We start from the raw sequence: 18,968 nt of genomic DNA on the forward strand, positions 1-18,968 counted from the left end.
TGAGGGGGCTTGCGGTGCGGGGGTGGGTGGCCGATTCCGTGCGCTCACCCGCTGCCCCTCCGGCGCCGTCCGCGAGAATCCCGGTCATGACCATGCCCAGCACCCCCACCGACTCCCCCGCCCGCACCGGCAGCTCCGGGGCCCTCCTGACGGCGGGCGTGTTCACCGGCGTCGTCGCGCTCTACATCGCCCTCGTGGCCCTCGGGAACATCACGGACTTCGGCACGAACCAGCAGTTCGTCCGCCATGTGCTGGCGATGGACACCACGTTCAGGGATGACGACCTGATGTGGCGGGCGATCACCAGCACCGCGCTCCAGGACACGGCGTACGTCGTGATCATCGCGTGGGAGACGGTGGCCGCGCTCGTCCTCATCCGGGCCACCTTCCTCTGGGCCCGCCGCGACACCACCCGCGCCCGCCGCGTCTCCACCTACGGCCTCCTGATGCTGATCCTCCTCTTCGGCGCCGGTTTCCTCGCCATCGGCGGCGAATGGTTCGCCATGTGGCAGTCCAAGTCCTGGAACGGCCTCGACGCCGCCACCCGCGTCCTCCTCCTGACGGGGCTGGCCCTGATCGCCGTTCATCTCCCGGGCAACACCGGCTCCGGGGCACGGGGTTCGGCGGAGTGACCCGACGGAACCACAGGAGCCCGGCCCGCCTCACACCTTGACGACTTCGACGGCGGACCCGCACAGCAGGCCGATGTCCTCGGGGTCGGAGGTGAGGACGGTGACCGGGCCGGGCACGGTGCGGGCGAGGGCGGCGAGTACGACGTCGATGGCGTACTCGTGGCCACGCAGACGATGGTCACGGAGGAGCGCCGCCGCCCGGTCCGCGAGGGGCCGTGTGACGTCATGGACGTCGATACGCGAGAGCGCCCACTGGATGCGTGCCGGGTGAACGCGTTCGCAGTCGGCCTCAAGGGTGGTCATCACGGTGGTGCACACCCGCACGTTCTCCTCGAGGGCGGCCTGCACGAGGGTGATGACGGCGCGGTCCTTGCGGTAGAGCTTGGACAGACCCTCGCTGTCCAGGACGAGGGTGCCGGGCATCAGGCGGCGGCCCCGTTGCTGCCCCGATGGTCGTGGCGCAGCAGGGCGCGGGCCGCTTCGATCTCCTCCCGGCCGAGCGGGTCGTCGTCGGTCTCGAAGTCGGCGACGAGCTCGCGGAGCCTGTCCATCGCCACCCTGTGCTCCAGCGCCTCGGCCACATACGCGGAGAACCCACCGGGACCGACCTGCGCACGCACCGTCTCCGCCAGGTCCTCGGGAAGACTGATCGAATACTTCTTGCTACCGGCCATGCCTCTCATGCTACCGCCAGTAGGATGAGCGCTGGTGGTCGAGAGAGTCGGCCGGGCCTCCGGAGGCACAGCCCTGCCCCCGGCCCGCCGAGCAGCACGGACCGGCGGGCCCCGGCCCGGTTACGGGACCACCGTCACCTTTGTCTGCAAGGTGCCGAAGGTCCACAGGGTGAGGCCGTCCTGTTTGTGGAGGCGGATGCCGCCGAGTTTCTGGCCGGGGGCGGGGGCGGGTGGGGAGGCGCCGTCCACGGCGTTGGAGAAGGCGACGTTCACGCCGTCCGCGACGGTGACGTACATGACGTGCTCGATCTGGACGCCGTCCGAGCCCTGGAGGGACTGGGTGCGCTTGGTGACGGAGTACGTGCCCACCGCCGGGTCCACCGTGCCCGGCCAGACCGTGAACGTCCGGGTCGCCCTGCCCGCCCCGTCCACCAGCCAGAGGCGTTTGGCGCCGAGGGAGTAGACGACTCTGCGGCCCTCGCCGGAGGCGGCGGGGAGGGCGGGGGGCGGTGGGGGCTTGGGCTTGTGGGTGGGGTGGGCGGAGGCGGACACGGTGGGGCGGGCGGTCGCGGCCGTGGGGCGCGGGCCGTGGTTCGCCTGGACGCCGAGCGCGATCACGGCGGCGGTCGCCGCCACCGTCAGTCCGGAGACCCAGGCCCACGAGGGCAGTCGGGCAGCCACGGGTTACGCATCTCCTCCGCTACGAGTCCCCACGCGCCCCCGTTCGGGGCGGCTCGGGACTGAGGTCGGATCATCGTACTCAGTCCCGGGCCGCGTCTCCGTCCCGAGGTGGCCCGGTCAGTCCAGTACCGGCAGCAGCTCCGGCAGGTGTCCGTCCGAGGCCGCCGCCGCGCGCTGCCGCTCCTCCGGCACCGCGCCGTACAGCGTCGTGCGCGGGCGTGCCGGGCGGCCCGCCGCCTCCGCCACGGCGACCAGGTCGCGTACGGATTTGTACGAGCCGTACGACGAGCCCGCCATCCGGGAGATCGTCTCCTCCATCAGGGTGCCGCCCAGGTCGTTGGCGCCGGAGCGGAGCATCTCGGCGGCGCCCTCGCTGCCGAGCTTCACCCAGCTGGTCTGGATGTTGGGGATGTGCGGGTGGAGCAGCAGGCGGGCGATCGCCGTCACCGCGCGGTTGTCGCGGATCGTCGGGCCCGGGCGGGAGATGCCCGCGAGGTAGACCGGCGCGTTGGTGTGGATGAACGGCAGGGTGACGAACTCGGTGAATCCGCCGGTGCGTTGCTGGATACCGGCGAGGGTGCGGAGGTGGCCGAGCCAGTGGCGGGGCTGGTCCACGTGGCCGTACATCATCGTGGACGAGGAGCGGATGCCCAGTTCGTGGGCGGTGGTGACGACCTCGATCCAGGTCGCGGCCGGGAGCTTGCCCTTGGTGAGAATCCAGCGGACCTCGTCGTCCAGGATCTCCGCCGCCGTACCGGGGATGGTGTCGAGTCCGGCCTCCTTCGCGGCCGTCAGCCACTCGCGGATCGACATCCCCGTGCGGGTCGCGCCGTTGACGACCTCCATCGGGGAGAACGCGTGCACGTGCATGCCGGGCACCCGTTCCTTCACCGCGCGGGCGATGTCGAAGTACGCGGTGCCGGGCAGGTCGGGGTGGATACCGCCCTGCATGCACACCTCGACCGCGCCCACGTCCCACGCCTGTGCCGCGCGGTCCGCGACCTGGTCGAGGGAGAGGGTGTACGCGTCGGCGTCGGTGCGGCGCTGGGCGAAGGCGCAGAAGCGGCAGCCGGTGTAGCAGACGTTGGTGAAGTTGATGTTCCGGGTGACGATGTACGTCACGTCGTCCCCGACCGCCGACTTGCGTACGTCGTCGGCCACTTGGCAGAGCGCGTCCAGCGCCGGGCCGTCCGCGTGCAGCAGGGCGAGGGCCTCGGCGTCGGTGAGTCGCGTCGGGTCGTCGGCGGCGGTGGCGAGAGCCTGGCGTACGTCGGTGTCGATGCGCTCGGGGACCATGCCGGGGGCGGCGGCCTCGCGGAGCGCCTCCCAGTCGCCGTACACCTCGTCGAAGTCGGCGCGGCGGTCGCCGGTACGGCCCTCGGTGTCGATCGTGGTGTGCAGATCGGTGCGGCCGGAGGCGGTGAACGCCTCGTCCGGCTCCTGCCAGGGGTGGCCCTCGACCACCGCGTCCGGACGGGCGAGACCGGTCTCCGGGTCCGCGAGCGCGGCCACGTGCGGGCGCAGGCGCGGGTCGAGCCAGGGTTCGCCCCGGCGGACGAACTCCGGGTACACGCAGAGGCGTTCGCGCATGTCGAAACCGGCCGCCGCGGACTTCGCGGCCAGCTCCTCGATCCGCGGCCAGGGGCGTTCGGGGTTGACGTGGTCGATGGTCAGCGGGGAGACCCCGCCCCAGTCGTCGATCCCGGCCGCGATCAGGCGCTCGTACTCGGAGTCCACGAGGTTGGGCGGGGCCTGGAGGCAGGCGGCGGGGCCCATGATGTGCCGGGCGACGGCGACGGTGGCGATCAGTTCGTCCAGCTCGGCGTCCGGCATGCCGCGCATCGCCGTGTCCGGCTTGGCGCGGAAGTTCTGGATGATCAGTTCCTGGATGCCGTGGTGGGCGCGGGCGACGCGGCGCAGCGCGAACAGGGAGTCCGCGCGCTCCTCGTACGTCTCCCCGATGCCGATGAGGAGGCCCGAGGTGAACGGGACCGAGCTGCGGCCCGCGTCCTCCAGCACCCGCAGGCGTACGGCGGGTTCCTTGTCCGGGGAGCCGTAGTGCGGGCCGCCGGGCTCGGACCACAGACGGGTCGCCGTCGTCTCCAGCATCATCCCCATCGACGGGGCCACGGGCTTCAGGCGCTGGAAGTCCGTCCAGCTCAGCACGCCCGGATTGAGGTGGGGCAGGAGGCCGGTCTCCTCCAGGACGCGGATGGAGATGGCGCGGACGTAGGCGATCGTGTCGTCGTAGCCGTGGGCGTCGAGCCATTCACGGGCCTCGGGCCAGCGGTCCTCCGGCTTGTCGCCCAGGGTGATGAGGGCTTCCTTGCAGCCCAGGGCGGCACCCTTGCGGGCAACGTCCAGGACCTCGTCGGGGGACATGAACATGCCGTGACCGGCTCGGCGGAGCTTGCCGGGGACCGTGACGAAGGTGCAGTAGTGGCATGTGTCGCGGCAGAGGCGGGTGAGGGGGATGAAGACGCTCTTGGAGTACGTGATCACTCCTTCGCGTCCGGCGTCCCTCAGGCCCTTGTCCCGGAGGCGGGCGGCCGAGGCGGTGAGGGTGGTGAGGTCCTCGCCCCGCGCCTGGAGGAGTACGGCGGCTTCCTCCAGGTCCAGGGTCACACCGCTCTGGGCACGTTTCAGGGCGCGACGCATGGAGTTCTCGGTGGGGCCGCCGGGGGTTCCTGGGGTCGCGGGTGTCTGCATTCCTTGAGCATACGAGGGGGGTTGGGGGGCGGAAATGGGGGTGGCCGGGGGATGGGGGTGGGGGTGCCCGGGGGGCGTGGGGGTGGGGATGTCCCGGGGGTGGGAGCCCGGAGGGAGCTCTCCGTGAGCAGGACGCCGTCAAGCCGCCCGCCCGCACTCGCCTCCCCACGGCCGGGCACACCCCGACGCGGCACCCCTACGCCACGGACCGGCGCGGCACCCCGACGCCACGGATCTACGTGGCCGACCGCATGCGGAGGTGTTCGCAAGGAGTTGCCGGGCATCCTCTGGGTCAAGCGCAGACCATTTCGACGATCAGCGTCAACTCAGGGGGATTTACGATGAGTTACGACGACTCCTCATCCACATCCGCTCGGCCCCAGAGGGACGGCAAGGCCATAGCGAGCCTGTGCTGCGGCATCGTGGGACTGCTCCTCCTGCGCATCGTGCTGGGCCCACTGGCCATCATCCTCGGTTCCGTCAGCCGACGGCAGTCGGCCACCAAGGGCGAAGCATCAGGCATGGCCACGGCGGGCATCGTCTTGGGCGTCGTGGACGTGGTCCTGTGGCTGCTGCCTCTCGCCTTCGCCATAACCAACGGCGACAGCTGGTACTACGGCGGCTGACGGACGACCGGCGAGCGGCCCGCGGGCGACGGCCCACAGGAGGCGGGCCACCGACAGCGTGACGCGCGAGGGGCACGGGCACACCCGGCGAGGACCCGGGCGGCCCGCGCCCCCGCGCGTTCCGCCCCGGACCACCCGCGGCACGCCGTCGCGCACACCACCCCCGTCACCCCCGTCACACGTCACCCCCGCCACCCGCCCCACCGGCGAATCCCCGGTGACCGGTCGCGGCGGCGCGTGGGCCCGTCCGCGTCCTCCACGTCCTCGGCGTCCTCGGCGTCCTCGGCGTCTTCCGCGTCCACGCCTCCCGCTGTGATCGGGATCTCGGGCGGCTGACGTGGGGGCCCGGACAAGGCAGACTGGCGGGGTGGTGGGTGAAGCCTAGGGGGGCTGTCGCATGGACGGTGGACCGCTCGGGTCCGATCAGCGGCGTCGCGGCCCCGCACCGGTTGCGGGGACGGCGCTGCGGTTCGGCGTGCTCGGACCCGTGCGGGCCTGGCGCGGCACGGAGGGGCTGAACACCGGCTCCCCGCAGCAACGCGCCCTGCTGGCCGCCCTGTTGCTCCGCGAGGGCCGGACGGCGACGGCGGCCGAGCTGATCGACGCGCTGTGGGGCGAGGAGCCGCCGTCGCAGGCGGTGGCCGCGCTGCGCACGTACGCGTCCCGGCTGCGCAAGGTGCTGGGCGCCGATGTGCTGACCAGCGAGTCGGGCGGGTACGCGGTGCGCGCGCTGGACACCGGCGCGCTGGACCTCGCCGTGGCACAGGAGTTGACGGCACGCGCCGAGAAGGCCCGTACGGCGGGGGACGTGACCGAGGCGCGGCAGGCGCTGCGCCGGGCGCTGGCCCTGTGGGACGGGGAGCCGCTGGCCGGGGTGCCCGGCCCGTACGCCGAGGCACAGCGGGTCCGGCTGGCCGAGTGGCGCCTCCAACTCCTGGAATCCAGGCTGGACATGGACCTGGAGCAGGGCAGCCACGCGGAGGCCGTCTCCGAACTGACCGCGCTCACCGCCGAACACCCGCTGCGGGAGCGGCTGCGCGAGCTGCTGATGCTGGCGCTGTACCGCAGCGGACGGCAGGCGGAGGCGCTCGCGGTGTACGCGGACACCCGGCGGCTGCTCGCGGAGGAGCTGGGCGTGGACCCGCGCCCCGGCCTGCGCGATCTCCAGGAGCGCATCCTGCGCGCCGATCCGGCGCTGGCGGAACCGGCGGCCCCCGTACCCCAGTCGGCCGCCGCACCGGTCCGCCCCGCTCAACTCCCGGCGTCCGTACAGGATTTCACCGGACGGGCGGCATTCGTCGGGGAGTTGACCGGGATTCTGGCCGCCGCCTCGGAGGAGCAGGGCCGGGTGATGGCGGTGTCGGCCGTCGCGGGCATCGGCGGGGTCGGCAAGACGACGCTCGCGGTGCATGTCGCCCACCAGGCCCGACAGGCTTTCCCCGACGGGCAGTTGTACGTGGACCTCCAGGGGTCCAGCGGCCACCCGGCCGAACCCGAGTCGGTGCTCGGCTCGTTCCTGCGCGCGCTCGGCACGCCCGACTCCGCCGTCCCGGACTCCCCGGCGGAGCGGGCCGCGCTGTACCGCTCGGTGCTCGACGGGCGCCGGGTGCTGGTGCTGCTGGACAACGCCAAGGACGCGGCGCAGGTCCGCCCGCTGCTGCCGGGGACGGCGGGGTGTGCGGCGCTGGTCACCTCGCGGGTCCGGATGATGGGGCTCGCGGGCGCGCACCTGGTGGACCTGGACGTGATGTCGCCCGAGGAGGCGCTCGGGCTGTTCACCAAGATCGTGGGCCGGGAGCGGGTCGCGGCCGAGCGGGAGGCCGCGCTGGACGTGGTCGCCGCGTGCGGTTTCCTGCCGCTGGCGATCCGGATCGCGGGCTCCCGGCTGGCCGCCCGCCGCACCTGGACGGTCTCCGTGCTCGCCGCGAAGCTCGCCGACGAGCGCCGACGGCTGGACGAACTCCAGGCGGGCGATCTCGCGGTGAAGGCCACCTTCGAGCTGGGCTACGGCCAGCTGGAGCCCGAACAGGCCCGCGCGTTCCGGCTGTTGGGCCTCGCGGACGGCCCGGACATCTCGCTGGCCGCCGCAGCCGCCGTACTCGATCTGCCCGCCGAGGACGCCGAGGAGCTGTTGGAGTCCCTGGTGGACACCTCCCTGCTGGAGTCCGCCGCGCCCGGCCGCTACCGCTTCCACGACCTCGTACGCCTCTACGCCCGTTCCTGTGCCGAACGCGACGAACAGCCGCCCAGCGAACGGGAGTCGGCACTCTCCCGGCTGCTGGACCACTATCTCGCCACGGCCGCGCGGGTGTACGCGCTGGAGCGGCCCGGCGACCGGCTCGCGGACCATCTGGAGGCCACCGAGTACGCGGGGCTGGCGTTCACCGACCGGCACGCGGCACAGGACTGGCTGTACGCGGAGGCGGACGCGCTGCTGTCCTGCGTACGGCAGTCGCTGCACGGCCCCCGGCTGCGCCGGGCCGTGGACCTGCTCTGGGTGGCGAAGGACCTCGCGGAGTCGGGCGCCAACTCCCGTGCCTACGAGGTCGCCGCGCACGAGTCGCTGGCCCGCGCCCGCGCCGCCGGTGACCCGCGCGCGGCCGGGCGGGCGCTGACCGCGCTGACCGATGTGCATCTGGTCGCGGGCCGCTTCGACGACGCCGACGCGGCGGCCGTGGAGGCGTTCCGGGCCGCCGAGGAGGCCGACGACCCGGTGCCGCGCTGCTGGTCGCCGAACACGCGGGGCATCATCGCGCTGTACCAGGGGCGGCACGAGGACGGCGAACGCCATCTCACCCTCGCCATCGGGAACTTCCGCGCCGACGCCAACCGCCCCGGCGAGGCCAGCGCGCTGTGCAACCTCTCCCGCATCCACCTCGCGGGCGGCCGGGTGGACTCCGCCGTCGCCCTCGCCCGGCAGGGCATCGTCATCTACGACTCCACCGGCAACGCCCTGCGCGGCGCCAACGCCCGCTACGCGCTGGGTCTCGCGCTGACCCGCAACGGACAGCTGGACGAGGCGGTGGAGTGCCTGCTGTCCGCGCTGGACACCTTCCGCGACAGCAGGCAGCGGCTGTGGGAGGGCATGACCCTGTTCCGGCTGGCCGAGGCCGACCTCGCCGCCCGCCGCCCCGCCCAGGCCGCCCCCCGCGCCGAGTCGGCGCTCAGCGTGCTGCGCGGCATCGGCGGCGAGTGGCGGCGAGGCCTGGTGCTGACCGTGCTGGGCCGCGCCCTGGACGGCGTCGGCCAGCCCGGCCGCGCCCAGGTCTGCTGGCAGGAGGCCCTGCGGCTGTACGAGGAGCTGGGCTCCCCGGAGGCCGACGAGGTACGCGGCCTGCTGGCGCCGTCGGCAGCGGCCTGACCGGCGGTATCCCTCTCAAGTTCCGTTGCCGGTAGGGGCGTTCAGCGAATGTTTATCCCCGTCCGACATCATGGAGTCATCGGTCCGACGCGTCGGGGGGCGCTCGGAGCGTGGTGCGGTCGCCCGGCTGGTCCGAGCGGCCGGCCACCCGTCCGGCGTCACTCGGGGGAGTCGCCGGGCGGGATCGCCCCACCTCGAACCACTTGCCGGAACCACAGCGGGGAGCACCACCTCATGAGCGACGACAAGACCCAGCCGGTCGTGAAGCCCGACGACCAGCACGCCACCGGCGAGAAGCTCGCCGCGATGGACCAGCACGCCACGGGCGAGAAGCTGGTGGCCCTGGACCAGCACGCCACCGGCGAGAAGCTGGTCGCGCAGGACCAGCACGCCACCGGCGAGCCCGCGAAGATCCCGGCGCAGCTCGACGGCGACGAGATCACGACCCTCGACCAGCACGCCACGGTCGAGCGTCCCTGAGGGACCGCACCGCACGACGGGGATCGGCCGCGGCGGCGCGGAGGGGGAGCCGCCGCGGCCGAGGTGCGTCCGGCCCCGGAAGCGGTGAACTCCGTTTCTCAGCGCACCAGTTCGGCCCGCTGCTCCACTGTGCAGTGGTCCACGCGGGAGGCGACGTCCGAGGCGACCGGCACGGAGAGCGTCTCCCGGCCCCGCGCGGGCACGGCGACCGTGGCGGTCCGCGCCGTGGCGAGCCGCGCGCCCGTCGCGTCGTAGAAGGTGACGGACGAACGCAGGCGCGCCGTACGGCTGTTGGGGTTGGAGATCTCCACGCTCGCGGGCCGGGTGGCGGTCGCGCAGCTCAGCAGCCGCGCGCTGCCGTCCCGCAGCGCCCCCGCCGTGCTCCGCCCGGTCGCCGTCGCGGTGTCCGTCGGACGGTGGGTGGGGCCCCGGGTGTACGCCCCGCCGCCGGACCACGAGGACGACGTGGACGACGACGATGATGACGACGACGACGAGTGTGAACTGTCTTGGTCCTGGCGGGAGTTGCTGCACCCCCCGCCTCCGCCACTGCCGTGGCTCCGGTGGTGGCCGTGCCGGGAGAACCCGGTCAGTGCCAGCATCACCATGAGCAGTACCGCCGTGAACCTCAGGCCGCGCCCCCGCTGCGTCATACCCGGAAGGCTACCCCCGGCCCGCCCCGCCACTCAGGCGGTGCGGGCCGTTCCGGTGCCCTTCTCGGCGTCGAGGGCGTAGACGCAGCGGTCCTTGCTGCACGCGTACACCACGCCGTCCCGGACGACCGGGGAGCCGGTGATCTCGCCTCCGGTGGCGAGCTTCCAGCGCAGTCGGCCGTCGTCGGCCTTCAGGGTGTACAGCAGGTGGTCGGTGGAGCCGAAGTGGATACGGCCCTCCGCGACCGCCGGGGCGCCGACCACGTCGCCGCCCGCCTGGAAGCGCCACTTGGGGGTGCCGGTGACCGCGTCCAGGGTGTAGAGCCCCTTGCCGCTGCCCACGTGCACATGGCCGCCCGCGACCAGGACGGGTTCCACCGAGGAGCGGGCCTCGGTGGCGATCCGCCAGCGGTCGCGGCCGTCGGTGGCGTCCAGGGCGTAGACGGTGCCGAGGTAGTCCGCGAGGTAGATCCCGCCGCCGGTGACGGCCGGGCCCGGCGCGAACGCGGGCGGGCACAGGAACACCGCCGGGGCCTCGAAGTGCCAGCGCACCCGCCCGCTCGCCGCCTCGACGGCGACGACGCGGGTCCCGGCCGCGATGTACACGTACCCGTCGGGGCCGGGGGTGAGTCGGACCGGGACGCCGCCGCAGGAGGCCGCGTCCCCGACCGGGTACGACCAGCGCTCCTCGCCCTTGCGGGCGTCCAGGGCGCGCAGCCGGGCGTCCTGCCAGACGTAGACGGTGCCGTCGTGCAGGACGGGGCCCGCCTCGGGGGACTCGAAGTCGGTCTGGCAGCCGCTGATCTCCCAGAGTCGCTGCCCGCTCGACGCCTCCCAGGCCTGCACCCCGCCACCGCGCGTGCCGGTGACGACGGTGCCCCGGTCGGCGTGCAGGGCGTACACCCAGGCGTCGGTGGACAGCCGCCACAGGTCGGTGCCCTCGCGGGCGTCCAGGGCGTACAGCGTGGGTCCGTCGGAGGCGTGCACCCGGCCGTCCGCGACCGCCATCGACCAGGCCACGTCCCGCGTCTTGAAGCGGCGGCGGCCGGTGGCCACGTCGAGCGCGTGCACCTCGAAGGAGGTGACGTAGACGAGGTCCCCGGCGACCGCGGGGGTGCCCCACACGTCGTTGGACATCCGGAACCGCCAGGGCCGCCAGCCGCCCGCCCCGTCCGGGGGCGCCACCGGGACCGGCGGTACGGCGGGGTCGGCGCCGGTGACGCCGGGGCGCGGGCGGGACCAGTTGGCCACCAGGCCGGACTCGGGCGGCGGCGCCTTCACGGCGGCGGCGCGGGCGTCCGCGACGCGCGGGCCGGGCCCGATCGGCACCTCGGCACCGGCCAGCCGGACCGGCCGGGTGTCGGGGGCGCCGACCGCGACCGGCGCGGGGACGGCCGGGTCGTAGGACGGCGGCGGGGGCATGACGGGGCGGCGCGGTCCGGGCGCGGTCGGCGCCGGGCGGGCGGCGGGCCGTCCGCCGCGCCGGGACTCGATCAGGGCGACCGCCTTCTCGGGCAGCCAGGCGGAGGCGGTGCCGCTGTCGTCGGAGCCGGAGCCGAACAGGTGCGGGGCCAGCTGCGCCTGGAGGTCGGCGGGGCTGGGGCGCCCGGCGGCCTCCATCTTCATGCACGCCTCGATCAGCGGGCGCAGTTCCTCGGGCAGGCCGGTGGTGTCCGGGCCCTCGCGGAGCAGCATGAACACCGTCTCGACCGGGTTGGCGCCGTGGAAGGGCGGGTGGCCGGTGGCGGCGAAGACCAGGGTGGAGCCGAGCGAGAACACATCGCTGGCGCCGGTGACGCTGCGGGAGTCCTTCGCCTGCTCCGGGGACATGTAGGCGGGGGTGCCGACGGCGACGTTGGTCATGGTCAGCCGGGTGTTGGAGACCCCGGAGGCGATGCCGAAGTCGATGACCCGGGGGCCGTCCTCGACCACCAGCACGTTGGACGGCTTGAGGTCGCGGTGCACCAGACCGGCGCCGTGGATGGACTGGAGCGCCTCGGCGACGCCCGCGGCGAGCCAGCGCACGGCCTGGGCCGGGAGCGGCCCGCAGTCGTTCACTATCTCTTCGAGCGAGGGAGCGGGGACGTACGCGGTCGCCAGCCACGGTACGGCGGCCCGCGGGTCGGCATCGACCACGGCGGCCGTGTAGAACCCGGAGACCGCGCGAGCCGCCTCCACCTCACGGGTGAAGCGGACCCGGAAGAGCTGGTCCTCGGCCAGTTCCGTGCGGACCGTCTTGATCGCCACGCGCCGCCCGGAGGCCGACCGGGCGAGATAGACCAGCCCCATGCCACCGGCGCCCAGCCGGCCCAGCACCTCGAACGGCCCGATCCGCCGCGGATCGTGCTGCGTCAGCTGATCCACCACTTGCCTGCCACCTCCCCGTACGGGCCACGCCACCCACATATGGACGTGACCGAAGTGCAGCGTCTCACCACCGCACCGCCGCGGCGGCACGCACCCCGATTCTTCCTGGCCGGGCGGCCGGTTGCGAACCCGCGGATGAATCGGGGTGTCTCGTGGCGAACAGGTTCATTTCACCCTCACCGGAGTGCGCTGGAGCAGCGCGAAGGACGCCCCCTGGTCGTCGGAGACCACCGCGACCCTGCCGTACGACGCGCGGAACGGCGTCACCCTGACCCGGCCGCCGAGCCGCCGCACCGCGCCGAGGGCGCCGTCGAGGTCGTCGGAGGCGAAGTGGACGAGGAAGTGCGGGGGCATCTCGGCGGGGAACACGTCCGCGACGGCGGCCCGCCCGAAGTCGGGACGGGCACCGGGGCCGAACAGGGCGTCGTGGAAGAGGGTGCCGTAGAACGCGTCGGCGGCCGCGGGGTCGCGGGTGTAGAGCTGCGCCCAGGCGAGGGTGCCGGGGGTGGGGGGCGGGGTTTCCGGGAGAGCGGGGGCGGCGGGCGCGGGGGTGTCCGGCTCTCCCGCCTCATACGCCTCCCGCGCATCCCTCACCTCGTACGCCTCCCCCGCCTCCCCCGCCTCATCCGCCTCCCGCGTCTCCGGTTGCCAGAGGCCGAAGACCGCGCCCTCCGGGTCGGCGGCGAGGGCGGCCAGGCCGGGGCCCTCGCCGGGGTACGGAGGCGTGAGGAGCTGGCCACCGGAGGCCGTGATGCGGCGGGAGAGGGCGGCGGCGTCCGGGGTGGCGAAGGAGACCGTCCAGACCGTGGGGAGCCTGCCGTCGGTCTTGCGGGCGAGGGTGGCGACCGGCACACCGCCGAGCGTCGCCTCGGTCAGGGTGTCGTCACCGTCCGTGAAGGACCATCCGAAAAGGGCGCCGTAGAAGCGTCGGCCCGCCGCCACGTCGGAGAGGTCGGCGCGGACCCGGCACGGGGTGCCCTCCGGGTACGGCGATGCGCTGTTTTCGGCCATGTCGCCAAAGTAACCGCGTCCCGCACAACGCGCAGACCAGGGATTCCTTGCCCACAAGGGCCTCGCACCCCATTTGCACTCGGCCGAATCGCGCCCGGACACCCCGTCGGTAAGCTGACGGCATGACAGGACAAGTGCGTACCGTTGACGGCCGCGTGGCCGGTCGGCGAGGGCAGGCGACCCGGCAGAAGCTGCTCGACTGCCTCAGCGAGATGCTCAGATCGTCCCCGTACCGGGATGTCAAGGTCATCGATGTGGCACGGAAGGCGGGCACCTCCCCCGCGACCTTCTACCAGTACTTCCCCGATGTCGAGGGCGCGGTGCTGGAGGTCGCGGAGGAAATGGCCGACGAGGGCGCCGCGTTGGCGGGGCTGCTGGAGGGCCGGAGCTGGGCGGGCCGGGCCGGATGGCAGACCGCGCAGGAACTCGTGGACGGATTCCTGGAGTTCTGGCGCCGCAACGACGCGATTCTGCGGGTGATCGACCTCGGTGCCGCCGAGGGGGACAAACGGTTCTACAAGATCCGGATGCGGATTCTGAACGCCGTGAACGGCTCTCTCTCCTCGTCCATCGGCGAACTCCAGGCCAAGGGCCGGATCGACAAGGACGTGAACCCGGCCGCCATCGCCGGTTCGCTGGTGGCGATGCTGGCCGCCGTCGCCTCGCACCAGAAGGGGTTCTCCTCCTGGGGCGTCAAGCAGGCCGAGATCAGGCCGAATCTGGCGCTGCTGGTGCACCTGGGCGTGACGGGCCGCAAGCCCACCAAGTAGGGCTTTCCGCGAGGCAGTTGATTCGGTAACGCTTCTGGCGCGCGCCGCTGGTTCGCCACGGTTCCCGGTCGGTCCTCCGCTGGTCTTGCGCCGGTTCGCCCTCGCCGCCGTGGTTCCGCGCGGGATTCGCTCCCCCTCCTCTTCGCCGTGGTTCCGTGTGCCCGGTTCCTCCGGGAGCCAAGTCCTGTCGGGCACACGGTGGTTGACCCGCCGACCGGCGCGTGCCGAGCGGTGCGCCCGGCCGCACACGCGCTTTCCGGGCCATACTCGGCACATGGCACCGAAGGACCTCCACTCATTGCTGCGCACCCTGCGGGTGTGGGCGCCGGAGACGACCGAACTGCGCCCCTTCGACCCGGACAGGGCTCCGCCGACCCCGCTGCCCCTGTTCACGGAGTGGCTCGCGGACGCGGCGGCGGCCGGGCAGCCCGAGCCGCACACGATGTCCCTGGCGACGACGGACGCGGACGGCCGGGCGGACGTACGGATCGTGATGCTGCACGGCGCGGACGGCGACGGCTGGTCCTTCGCGTCGCACTCCACCAGCCGCAAGGGGCGGGCGCTCGCCGCCCGCCCGTACGCGGCCCTCGCCTTCTACTGGCCCGTGCTCGGCCGCCAGGTCCGGGTGCGCGGGACGGTGACGGCGGCGCCGTCGGAGGAGAGCCAGGCGGATCTGCACGCCCGGTCCACCGGCGCGCTGGCCGCCGCGCTCACCGGGCGGCAGAGCGCGGAGCTGGCCTCGGCGGAGGAGCTGCGGCAGGCGTCCCGGGCCGCGTGGGAGCGGGCCCGCGAGCATCCCGAGGAGCCGTCACCGACCTGGACGCTTTACCGGCTGCGGGCGGACGCGGTGGAGTTCTTCCAGGGCGACCCGGAACGGCGGCACGTACGACTGGAGTACCGGCGTACGGAGTTCGGGTGGAGCAAGGGGCTGCTGTGGCCATGAGGCGCGGGCTGGTGCCGTGACCGTGAGGCACGGGCGCGGAGGTGTCGTGGTCGTGAGGCACGGGCGGGCTGGTGTCGTGGCCGGGCGCGGTGGAGGCGTGGGGGTGTGGCGGCGGCGCGGGGGTGTGGTGCGCCCGGCGTGATCAATCCGCAACCAATTCCGGTCTTGACCGAGACCCATCAATCGGATTCGGGGTCCGCCCGCTGGTTACCCTCGCGCTCATGGCCGTATCCCACCCCGCCTCCGAGCGCCCCGCGTCCGCTGCCGCCGACCGTCCCGTCTATGTGATCGGGGCGGGTCCGGGCGGGCTCGCCGTGGCGTACGCGCTGCGGGCGCGCGGTATCCGGGCGGTGGTGCTGGAGAAGGCGGACGCGGTCGGCGCGTCCTGGCGCGGCCACTACGACCGGCTGCACCTGCACACCACACGCGGGCTGTCGGCGCTGCCGGGCCTGAAGATGCCGCGCCGGTTCGGCCGCTGGGTGTCCCGCGACGACGTGGTCCGCTATCTGGAGAAGTACGCCGAGCACCACCGGCTGGAGATCGTCACCGGGGTGGAGGTGTTCCGGATCGAGCGGTCCGGGGACGGTGAGGGCTGGCTGCTGCACGCGTCCGGCGGCCGGGAGCTGACCGGCAGCGCGGTGGTCGTGGCGACCGGTTTCAACCACACCCCGAGGGTGCCCGACTGGCCGGGCCGCGAGGAGTTCCCCGGCGAGTTCCTGCACGCCTCGGCGTACCGGGGTCCGGCGCCGTACGCGGGCCGGGACGTGCTGGTGGTGGGCGTCGGCAACACGGGCGCCGAGATCGCGGTGGACCTGGTGGAGGGCGGCGCGGCGCGGGTCCGGCTCGCGGTGCGCACCGCCCCGCACATCGTGCGCCGCTCCACCGCCGGCTGGGCCGCGCAGTACACCGGTGTCCTGGTACGGCGCCTGCCGGTGCGGCTGGTGGACCGCCTCGCCCGCCCGCTGGCCCGGCTCAGCACCCCCGACCTGACCGCCCAGGGCCTCCCCCGCCCCGAGTCCGGCCTCTACAGCCGGGTCCGCGAGGGCGCGATCCCCGTCCAGGACGTCGGCCTCATCGACGCCGTCCGCACCGGGAAGGTGGAGATCGTGGCGGCCGTGGAGGGCTTCGAGGGCGAGCGGGTCAAGCTGTCCGACGGCACGGCGGTCACCCCGGACGCGGTGATAGCCGCCACCGGCTACACCCGCGGCCTCACCGGCCTGCTCGCCCCCCTGGACGTCCTGGACGACCGGGGCCGCCCCCGCGTCCACGGCCCCCGCACCTCCCCCGACGCCCCCACCCTCTACTTCACCGGCTACACCAACCCCATCAGCGGCATGCTCCGCGAACTGGCCCACGACGCGGAACGCATCGCCCGGGCGGTGGCGCGCCGGGCGGTCTGACCGGTTCCTGGGTACCGGTACGGCCCCGGCCGGGCCCGAGGTGTCGTACGCCCCGGACCCGGCCGTACGCGGGTCAGCGGACGCGGATGAAGAGCACGTCGTAGCCGTTGTTCTTGCCTCGGTTCTTGATGTAGACGCCGTCCTTGCCGCCGTTGGGGTTGGAGGTGTTGCCCTCGACGGTGGTGAAGGTGGAGCCGGAGACGGTGCGGACGAAGCCGATGTGCTCGTGGCCGCCGGTGAAGTCGTTGCCGCCGTCCCAGTCGAAGGCGACGATGTCGCCGGGCTGGGGGCTGTTGGTGACGGAGAGGTGGTAGTTCCCGGCGCGGGCCTGCTTGACCCAGCCGGAGACATAGGTGTTGCGGTACGAGGTGGCGCCGGTCTGCTTGGCCACCCAGCTGACGAAGGTCGCGCACCAGGCGTAGTTGTTGGTGGAGAGGGAGAGGCCGACGGAGGTGCCGTAGCTGTTCGCGCGAGCGCTGCCCTCGACCGTGCCGACCTCGGCGGAGGCCACGTCGAGGATCTTGCTGTAGCCGCCGCCGGGCGGGGGCGAGGTGGGCGGGGTGACCGCGCCGTACAGCGCCGCCTTGGTGTTCGGGCCGACGTGCCCGTCCACCGCGAGGCCCTTCTCGGCCTGGAAGTCGCGGACCGCGCTGTCGGTCAGCCCGCCGAAGTCGCCGTCCACCGCGAGGTCGGCGCCGTGGTGGTTGAGCAGGCTCTGCAACTCGGTGACGCAGCCGCTCTTCTGCCCCTTGACGATCTCGTTGGGGCAGGAGGAGGAGTTCAGGTTGACCGGCGCGGGCGCTCCGTTGCCACCGCCGCCACCGATGTTGGAGTACAGCGCCGTCTTGGTGTTCGGGCCGACCTCGCCGTCGGCGGAGAGTCCGCTCGCGGACTGGAACGACTTCACGGAGGCGAGCGTGTTCGGCCCGAACTCACCGTCCACGTCCAGGTGTTGGCCCTTGCCGTTCAGCAGGGCCTGGAGAGTGGAGACGCAGCCGCCGCTCATGCCCTCCACGATGTTCGCCGGGCAGGACGCGGAGCGCAGGTCCAGCCCGGTGGACGGGGACTCGTCGGTGTCGTAGAGCTCCCGCTTGGTGTTCGCGCCGACCTGGCCGTCCGCCGACAGCCCGTGCGCGGACTGGAAGGCGCGGACGGCGGTCGCGGTGCCGGAGCCGAAGTCGCCGTCGATCTCTATGGAGTAGCCGTGGTGGCGCAACAGCCGCTGGAGTTCGGTGACACAGCCGCCCTTGGCGCCCTGGACGAGATTCGCCGGGCAGGACGAGGAGTTCAGGTTGACCGGGGAGGGCGCCTCACCAACCGTCGCGTACAGCTTGCTCTTGGTCTGCGGGCCGACCCGCCCGTCCACCGCGATGGCCGTGGCCGACTGGTACTCGCGCACCGCGTAGAGCGTGCTCGGGCCGAACTCGCCGTCCACCTGGAGGCTCGCGCCGTGCGCGTTGAGCAGCCGCTGCAACTCCGTGACGCAGCCGCTGGTCTGGCCCTGCACGATCTCGGCCGGGCAGGACGCCGAGGTCAGCTTGACCGGGGCCGGGGCCGCGGACGCCGGGTGGGCGCCGAGCACCACGCCCGCCGCCAGCATCGCCGCGGTCGCGGCGAGGGAGCCGGTCCTGACCCGCCAGCCCGGTCCGGCCCGGTGGGGGACGCGGGGGCGGTGGTCTCCGTCGGCGGTGATGCGGAACGCAAGTCTTCCCATGATTACGGGACATCTCCTTCAACTGGGCGGCGCTGATGCCGTGTTGCTGTGCCGTGGCGGTGCTGTGCTGTGCGGTGGAGTGCCGTGTCGCTGTGCCGTACCGATGTCGCCGGGTCGTACGCGCGGTGTGCCGTGCCGTACTCATCCGTACCGCGGCCCGCTCTCGCCTGGACGGGAGAGCGGGCTGCGGGAACACGTCCGTCAAGCGGTGGAGCGGCTCAACAGGGGTAGAACGACGAGAAGTCGTTGGCGAACCGCTTGAACGCGGCCTTGGTGTCGGCACCCGGATCGCCGTCGATCTTGTCCTTGTAGCCCCACCCGAACGCCAGCATCCGCTGGAGCGCCCTGATGGTGTTGGGGCCGGGGTCGCCGTCGATGCTGTCGGTGTAGGCCCAGTACGCCTTGAGGTGGCGCTGCATGGCCTTCCAGCTGTTGGTGCCGAGCTGGCCGTCGATGCTGCCGGTGTAGCTGGCCGGGGCGTCGCGCATGAAGCACTGCACGTACTTGGCCTGGGTGGTGCTCAGACCGAGGTTGTTCGTCGCGAGTACGGAGGCCGGCTGGACCTTCGTGTGCGGGGTGGGCGCCGCGACACTCGTCCCCGCGGTCGCCAGGCCGCCCGCGGCGAGTCCGATCACTGCGGCGGTGCTGACCAGGGTCCTGGCCATGACGTTCGATCGCATACGTCGTTTACCTCTCGGTTCGTCGGGCACACCTGGTTGCGGTCCAGGTGGCGAGACGAGAGTGGGCCGTGGGGGTCGAGGGGCACCACCCTTCCCGCCGAAGTGAGGCCCCGACGGGACGTCCCACCCCCTGACCTGCGGGGACGCGCGCCGGAACGACGGCGCGACGGGACGGCCGTACGGCCCGACGGGCGCCCCGGACGGCCGCGCGCACATCGGTGCAGCGACCACGTTGCCGTGCGACCGGGTGCCCGCTGATGCAGAATC

Annotated in this window: 16 protein-coding genes; 7 read left to right on the top strand and 9 right to left on the bottom strand. The window is 73.2% G+C overall.

The window, feature by feature from the left end:
* Positions 1–92 precede the first annotated feature (92 nt).
* Positions 93–632 (top strand): DUF2165 domain-containing protein, encoded by a 540-nt coding sequence (locus KUM39_RS25800; protein WP_217788201.1) that lies wholly within the window; start codon positions 93–95, stop codon positions 630–632.
* A gap of 30 nt (positions 633–662) precedes the next feature.
* Here KUM39_RS25800 and KUM39_RS25805 read toward each other — a convergent pair whose 3' ends face one another.
* From KUM39_RS25805 to KUM39_RS25820, 4 genes are all read right to left on the bottom strand, one after another.
* Positions 663–1,055 carry a type II toxin-antitoxin system VapC family toxin gene (locus tag KUM39_RS25805; protein ID WP_217788177.1) on the bottom strand — a complete coding sequence of 131 codons (393 nt, stop codon included), beginning with the start codon at positions 1,053–1,055 and terminating at the stop codon, positions 663–665.
* Positions 1,055–1,306 (bottom strand): transketolase family protein, encoded by a 252-nt coding sequence (locus KUM39_RS25810; protein WP_217788178.1) that lies wholly within the window; start codon positions 1,304–1,306, stop codon positions 1,055–1,057. Before KUM39_RS25810 ends, KUM39_RS25805 begins: the two co-directional genes overlap by 1 nt.
* A gap of 120 nt (positions 1,307–1,426) precedes the next feature.
* Positions 1,427–1,987: a hypothetical protein gene (locus tag KUM39_RS25815; protein ID WP_217788179.1), complete on the bottom strand. Its 561-nt coding sequence runs from the start codon at positions 1,985–1,987 to the stop codon at positions 1,427–1,429.
* A gap of 117 nt (positions 1,988–2,104) precedes the next feature.
* Positions 2,105–4,696, bottom strand: coding sequence for a bifunctional FO biosynthesis protein CofGH (locus KUM39_RS25820; RefSeq protein ID WP_217788180.1), 2,592 nt, complete (start codon positions 4,694–4,696; stop codon positions 2,105–2,107).
* Positions 4,697–5,037: 341 nt separating this feature from the next.
* On the opposite strand from KUM39_RS25820, the gene KUM39_RS25825 reads away from it, so the two are divergent.
* From KUM39_RS25825 to KUM39_RS25835, 3 genes are all read left to right on the top strand, one after another.
* Complete coding sequence (locus tag KUM39_RS25825; protein ID WP_217788181.1) at positions 5,038–5,322, top strand: DUF4190 domain-containing protein; 285 nt, start codon at positions 5,038–5,040, stop codon at positions 5,320–5,322.
* A 397-nt stretch (positions 5,323–5,719) separates the two neighbouring features.
* A complete protein-coding gene (gene afsR / locus KUM39_RS25830; RefSeq protein ID WP_217788182.1) occupies positions 5,720–8,683 on the top strand; it encodes an SARP-family global regulator AfsR in 2,964 nt (987 codons plus the stop codon).
* Positions 8,684–8,917: 234 nt separating this feature from the next.
* Positions 8,918–9,163, top strand: a complete 246-nt coding sequence (locus KUM39_RS25835; RefSeq protein ID WP_217788183.1) for a hypothetical protein — start codon at positions 8,918–8,920, stop codon at positions 9,161–9,163.
* Between the two features lie 98 nt (positions 9,164–9,261).
* On the opposite strand, the gene KUM39_RS25840 is transcribed toward KUM39_RS25835, so the two are convergent.
* From KUM39_RS25840 to KUM39_RS25850, 3 genes are all read right to left on the bottom strand, one after another.
* Positions 9,262–9,816 carry a hypothetical protein gene (locus KUM39_RS25840; RefSeq protein ID WP_217788184.1) on the bottom strand — a complete coding sequence of 185 codons (555 nt, stop codon included), beginning with the start codon at positions 9,814–9,816 and terminating at the stop codon, positions 9,262–9,264.
* A 33-nt stretch (positions 9,817–9,849) separates the two neighbouring features.
* Positions 9,850–12,183: a serine/threonine-protein kinase gene (locus KUM39_RS25845; RefSeq protein WP_217788185.1), complete on the bottom strand. Its 2,334-nt coding sequence runs from the start codon at positions 12,181–12,183 to the stop codon at positions 9,850–9,852.
* 165 nt (positions 12,184–12,348) lie between these two features.
* The gene (locus tag KUM39_RS25850; protein WP_217788186.1) at positions 12,349–13,194 is read right to left on the bottom strand and encodes a VOC family protein; all 846 of its coding nucleotides are present in this window, start codon (positions 13,192–13,194) and stop codon (positions 12,349–12,351) included.
* Between the two features lie 134 nt (positions 13,195–13,328).
* Here KUM39_RS25850 and KUM39_RS25855 point away from each other — a divergent pair, with 134 nt between their 5' ends.
* The 3 genes from KUM39_RS25855 (at position 13,329) to KUM39_RS25865 (ending at position 16,307) form a co-directional block, all read left to right on the top strand.
* Positions 13,329–13,964, top strand: a complete 636-nt coding sequence (locus KUM39_RS25855) for a TetR family transcriptional regulator (protein ID WP_217788202.1) — start codon at positions 13,329–13,331, stop codon at positions 13,962–13,964.
* A gap of 274 nt (positions 13,965–14,238) precedes the next feature.
* The gene (locus KUM39_RS25860) at positions 14,239–14,907 is read left to right on the top strand and encodes a pyridoxine/pyridoxamine 5'-phosphate oxidase (protein WP_217788187.1); all 669 of its coding nucleotides are present in this window, start codon (positions 14,239–14,241) and stop codon (positions 14,905–14,907) included.
* 221 nt (positions 14,908–15,128) lie between these two features.
* Entirely contained in the window at positions 15,129–16,307 is a 1,179-nt protein-coding gene (locus KUM39_RS25865; RefSeq protein ID WP_217788188.1) for a flavin-containing monooxygenase, read from the top strand.
* Positions 16,308–16,380: 73 nt separating this feature from the next.
* On the opposite strand, the gene KUM39_RS25870 is transcribed toward KUM39_RS25865, so the two are convergent.
* Positions 16,381–18,021: a peptidoglycan-binding protein gene (locus KUM39_RS25870; protein WP_217788189.1), complete on the bottom strand. Its 1,641-nt coding sequence runs from the start codon at positions 18,019–18,021 to the stop codon at positions 16,381–16,383.
* Between the two features lie 218 nt (positions 18,022–18,239).
* On the bottom strand, positions 18,240–18,701 hold the full coding sequence (locus KUM39_RS25875; RefSeq protein WP_217788190.1) for a peptidoglycan-binding protein: 462 nt from the start codon (positions 18,699–18,701) through the stop codon (positions 18,240–18,242).
* Positions 18,702–18,968: the final 267 nt, after the last annotated feature.

The organism is Streptomyces corallincola (genome assembly GCF_019104725.1).
Classification (GTDB): Bacteria; Actinomycetota; Actinomycetes; order Streptomycetales; family Streptomycetaceae; genus Streptomyces; species Streptomyces corallincola.

What these genes read in the sequence shown, in the direction of transcription:
- KUM39_RS25800 (WP_217788201.1), top strand. Translation starts at nt 93, where the DNA reads ATGCCCAGCACCCCCACCGACTCCCCCGCCCGCACCGGCAGCTCCGGG.
- KUM39_RS25860 (WP_217788187.1), top strand. Translation starts at nt 14,239, where the DNA reads ATGGCACCGAAGGACCTCCACTCATTGCTGCGCACCCTGCGGGTGTGG.
- afsR (WP_217788182.1), top strand. Translation starts at nt 5,720, where the DNA reads ATGGACGGTGGACCGCTCGGGTCCGATCAGCGGCGTCGCGGCCCCGCA.
- KUM39_RS25825 (WP_217788181.1), top strand. Translation starts at nt 5,038, where the DNA reads ATGAGTTACGACGACTCCTCATCCACATCCGCTCGGCCCCAGAGGGAC.
- KUM39_RS25865 (WP_217788188.1), top strand. Translation starts at nt 15,129, where the DNA reads ATGGCCGTATCCCACCCCGCCTCCGAGCGCCCCGCGTCCGCTGCCGCC.
- KUM39_RS25820 (WP_217788180.1), bottom strand. Translation starts at nt 4,696, where the DNA reads ATGCAGACACCCGCGACCCCAGGAACCCCCGGCGGCCCCACCGAGAAC.
- KUM39_RS25840 (WP_217788184.1), bottom strand. Translation starts at nt 9,816, where the DNA reads ATGACGCAGCGGGGGCGCGGCCTGAGGTTCACGGCGGTACTGCTCATG.
- KUM39_RS25875 (WP_217788190.1), bottom strand. Translation starts at nt 18,701, where the DNA reads ATGCGATCGAACGTCATGGCCAGGACCCTGGTCAGCACCGCCGCAGTG.
- KUM39_RS25805 (WP_217788177.1), bottom strand. Translation starts at nt 1,055, where the DNA reads ATGCCCGGCACCCTCGTCCTGGACAGCGAGGGTCTGTCCAAGCTCTAC.
- KUM39_RS25835 (WP_217788183.1), top strand. Translation starts at nt 8,918, where the DNA reads ATGAGCGACGACAAGACCCAGCCGGTCGTGAAGCCCGACGACCAGCAC.
- KUM39_RS25870 (WP_217788189.1), bottom strand. Translation starts at nt 18,021, where the DNA reads ATGGGAAGACTTGCGTTCCGCATCACCGCCGACGGAGACCACCGCCCC.
- KUM39_RS25850 (WP_217788186.1), bottom strand. Translation starts at nt 13,194, where the DNA reads ATGGCCGAAAACAGCGCATCGCCGTACCCGGAGGGCACCCCGTGCCGG.
- KUM39_RS25810 (WP_217788178.1), bottom strand. Translation starts at nt 1,306, where the DNA reads ATGGCCGGTAGCAAGAAGTATTCGATCAGTCTTCCCGAGGACCTGGCG.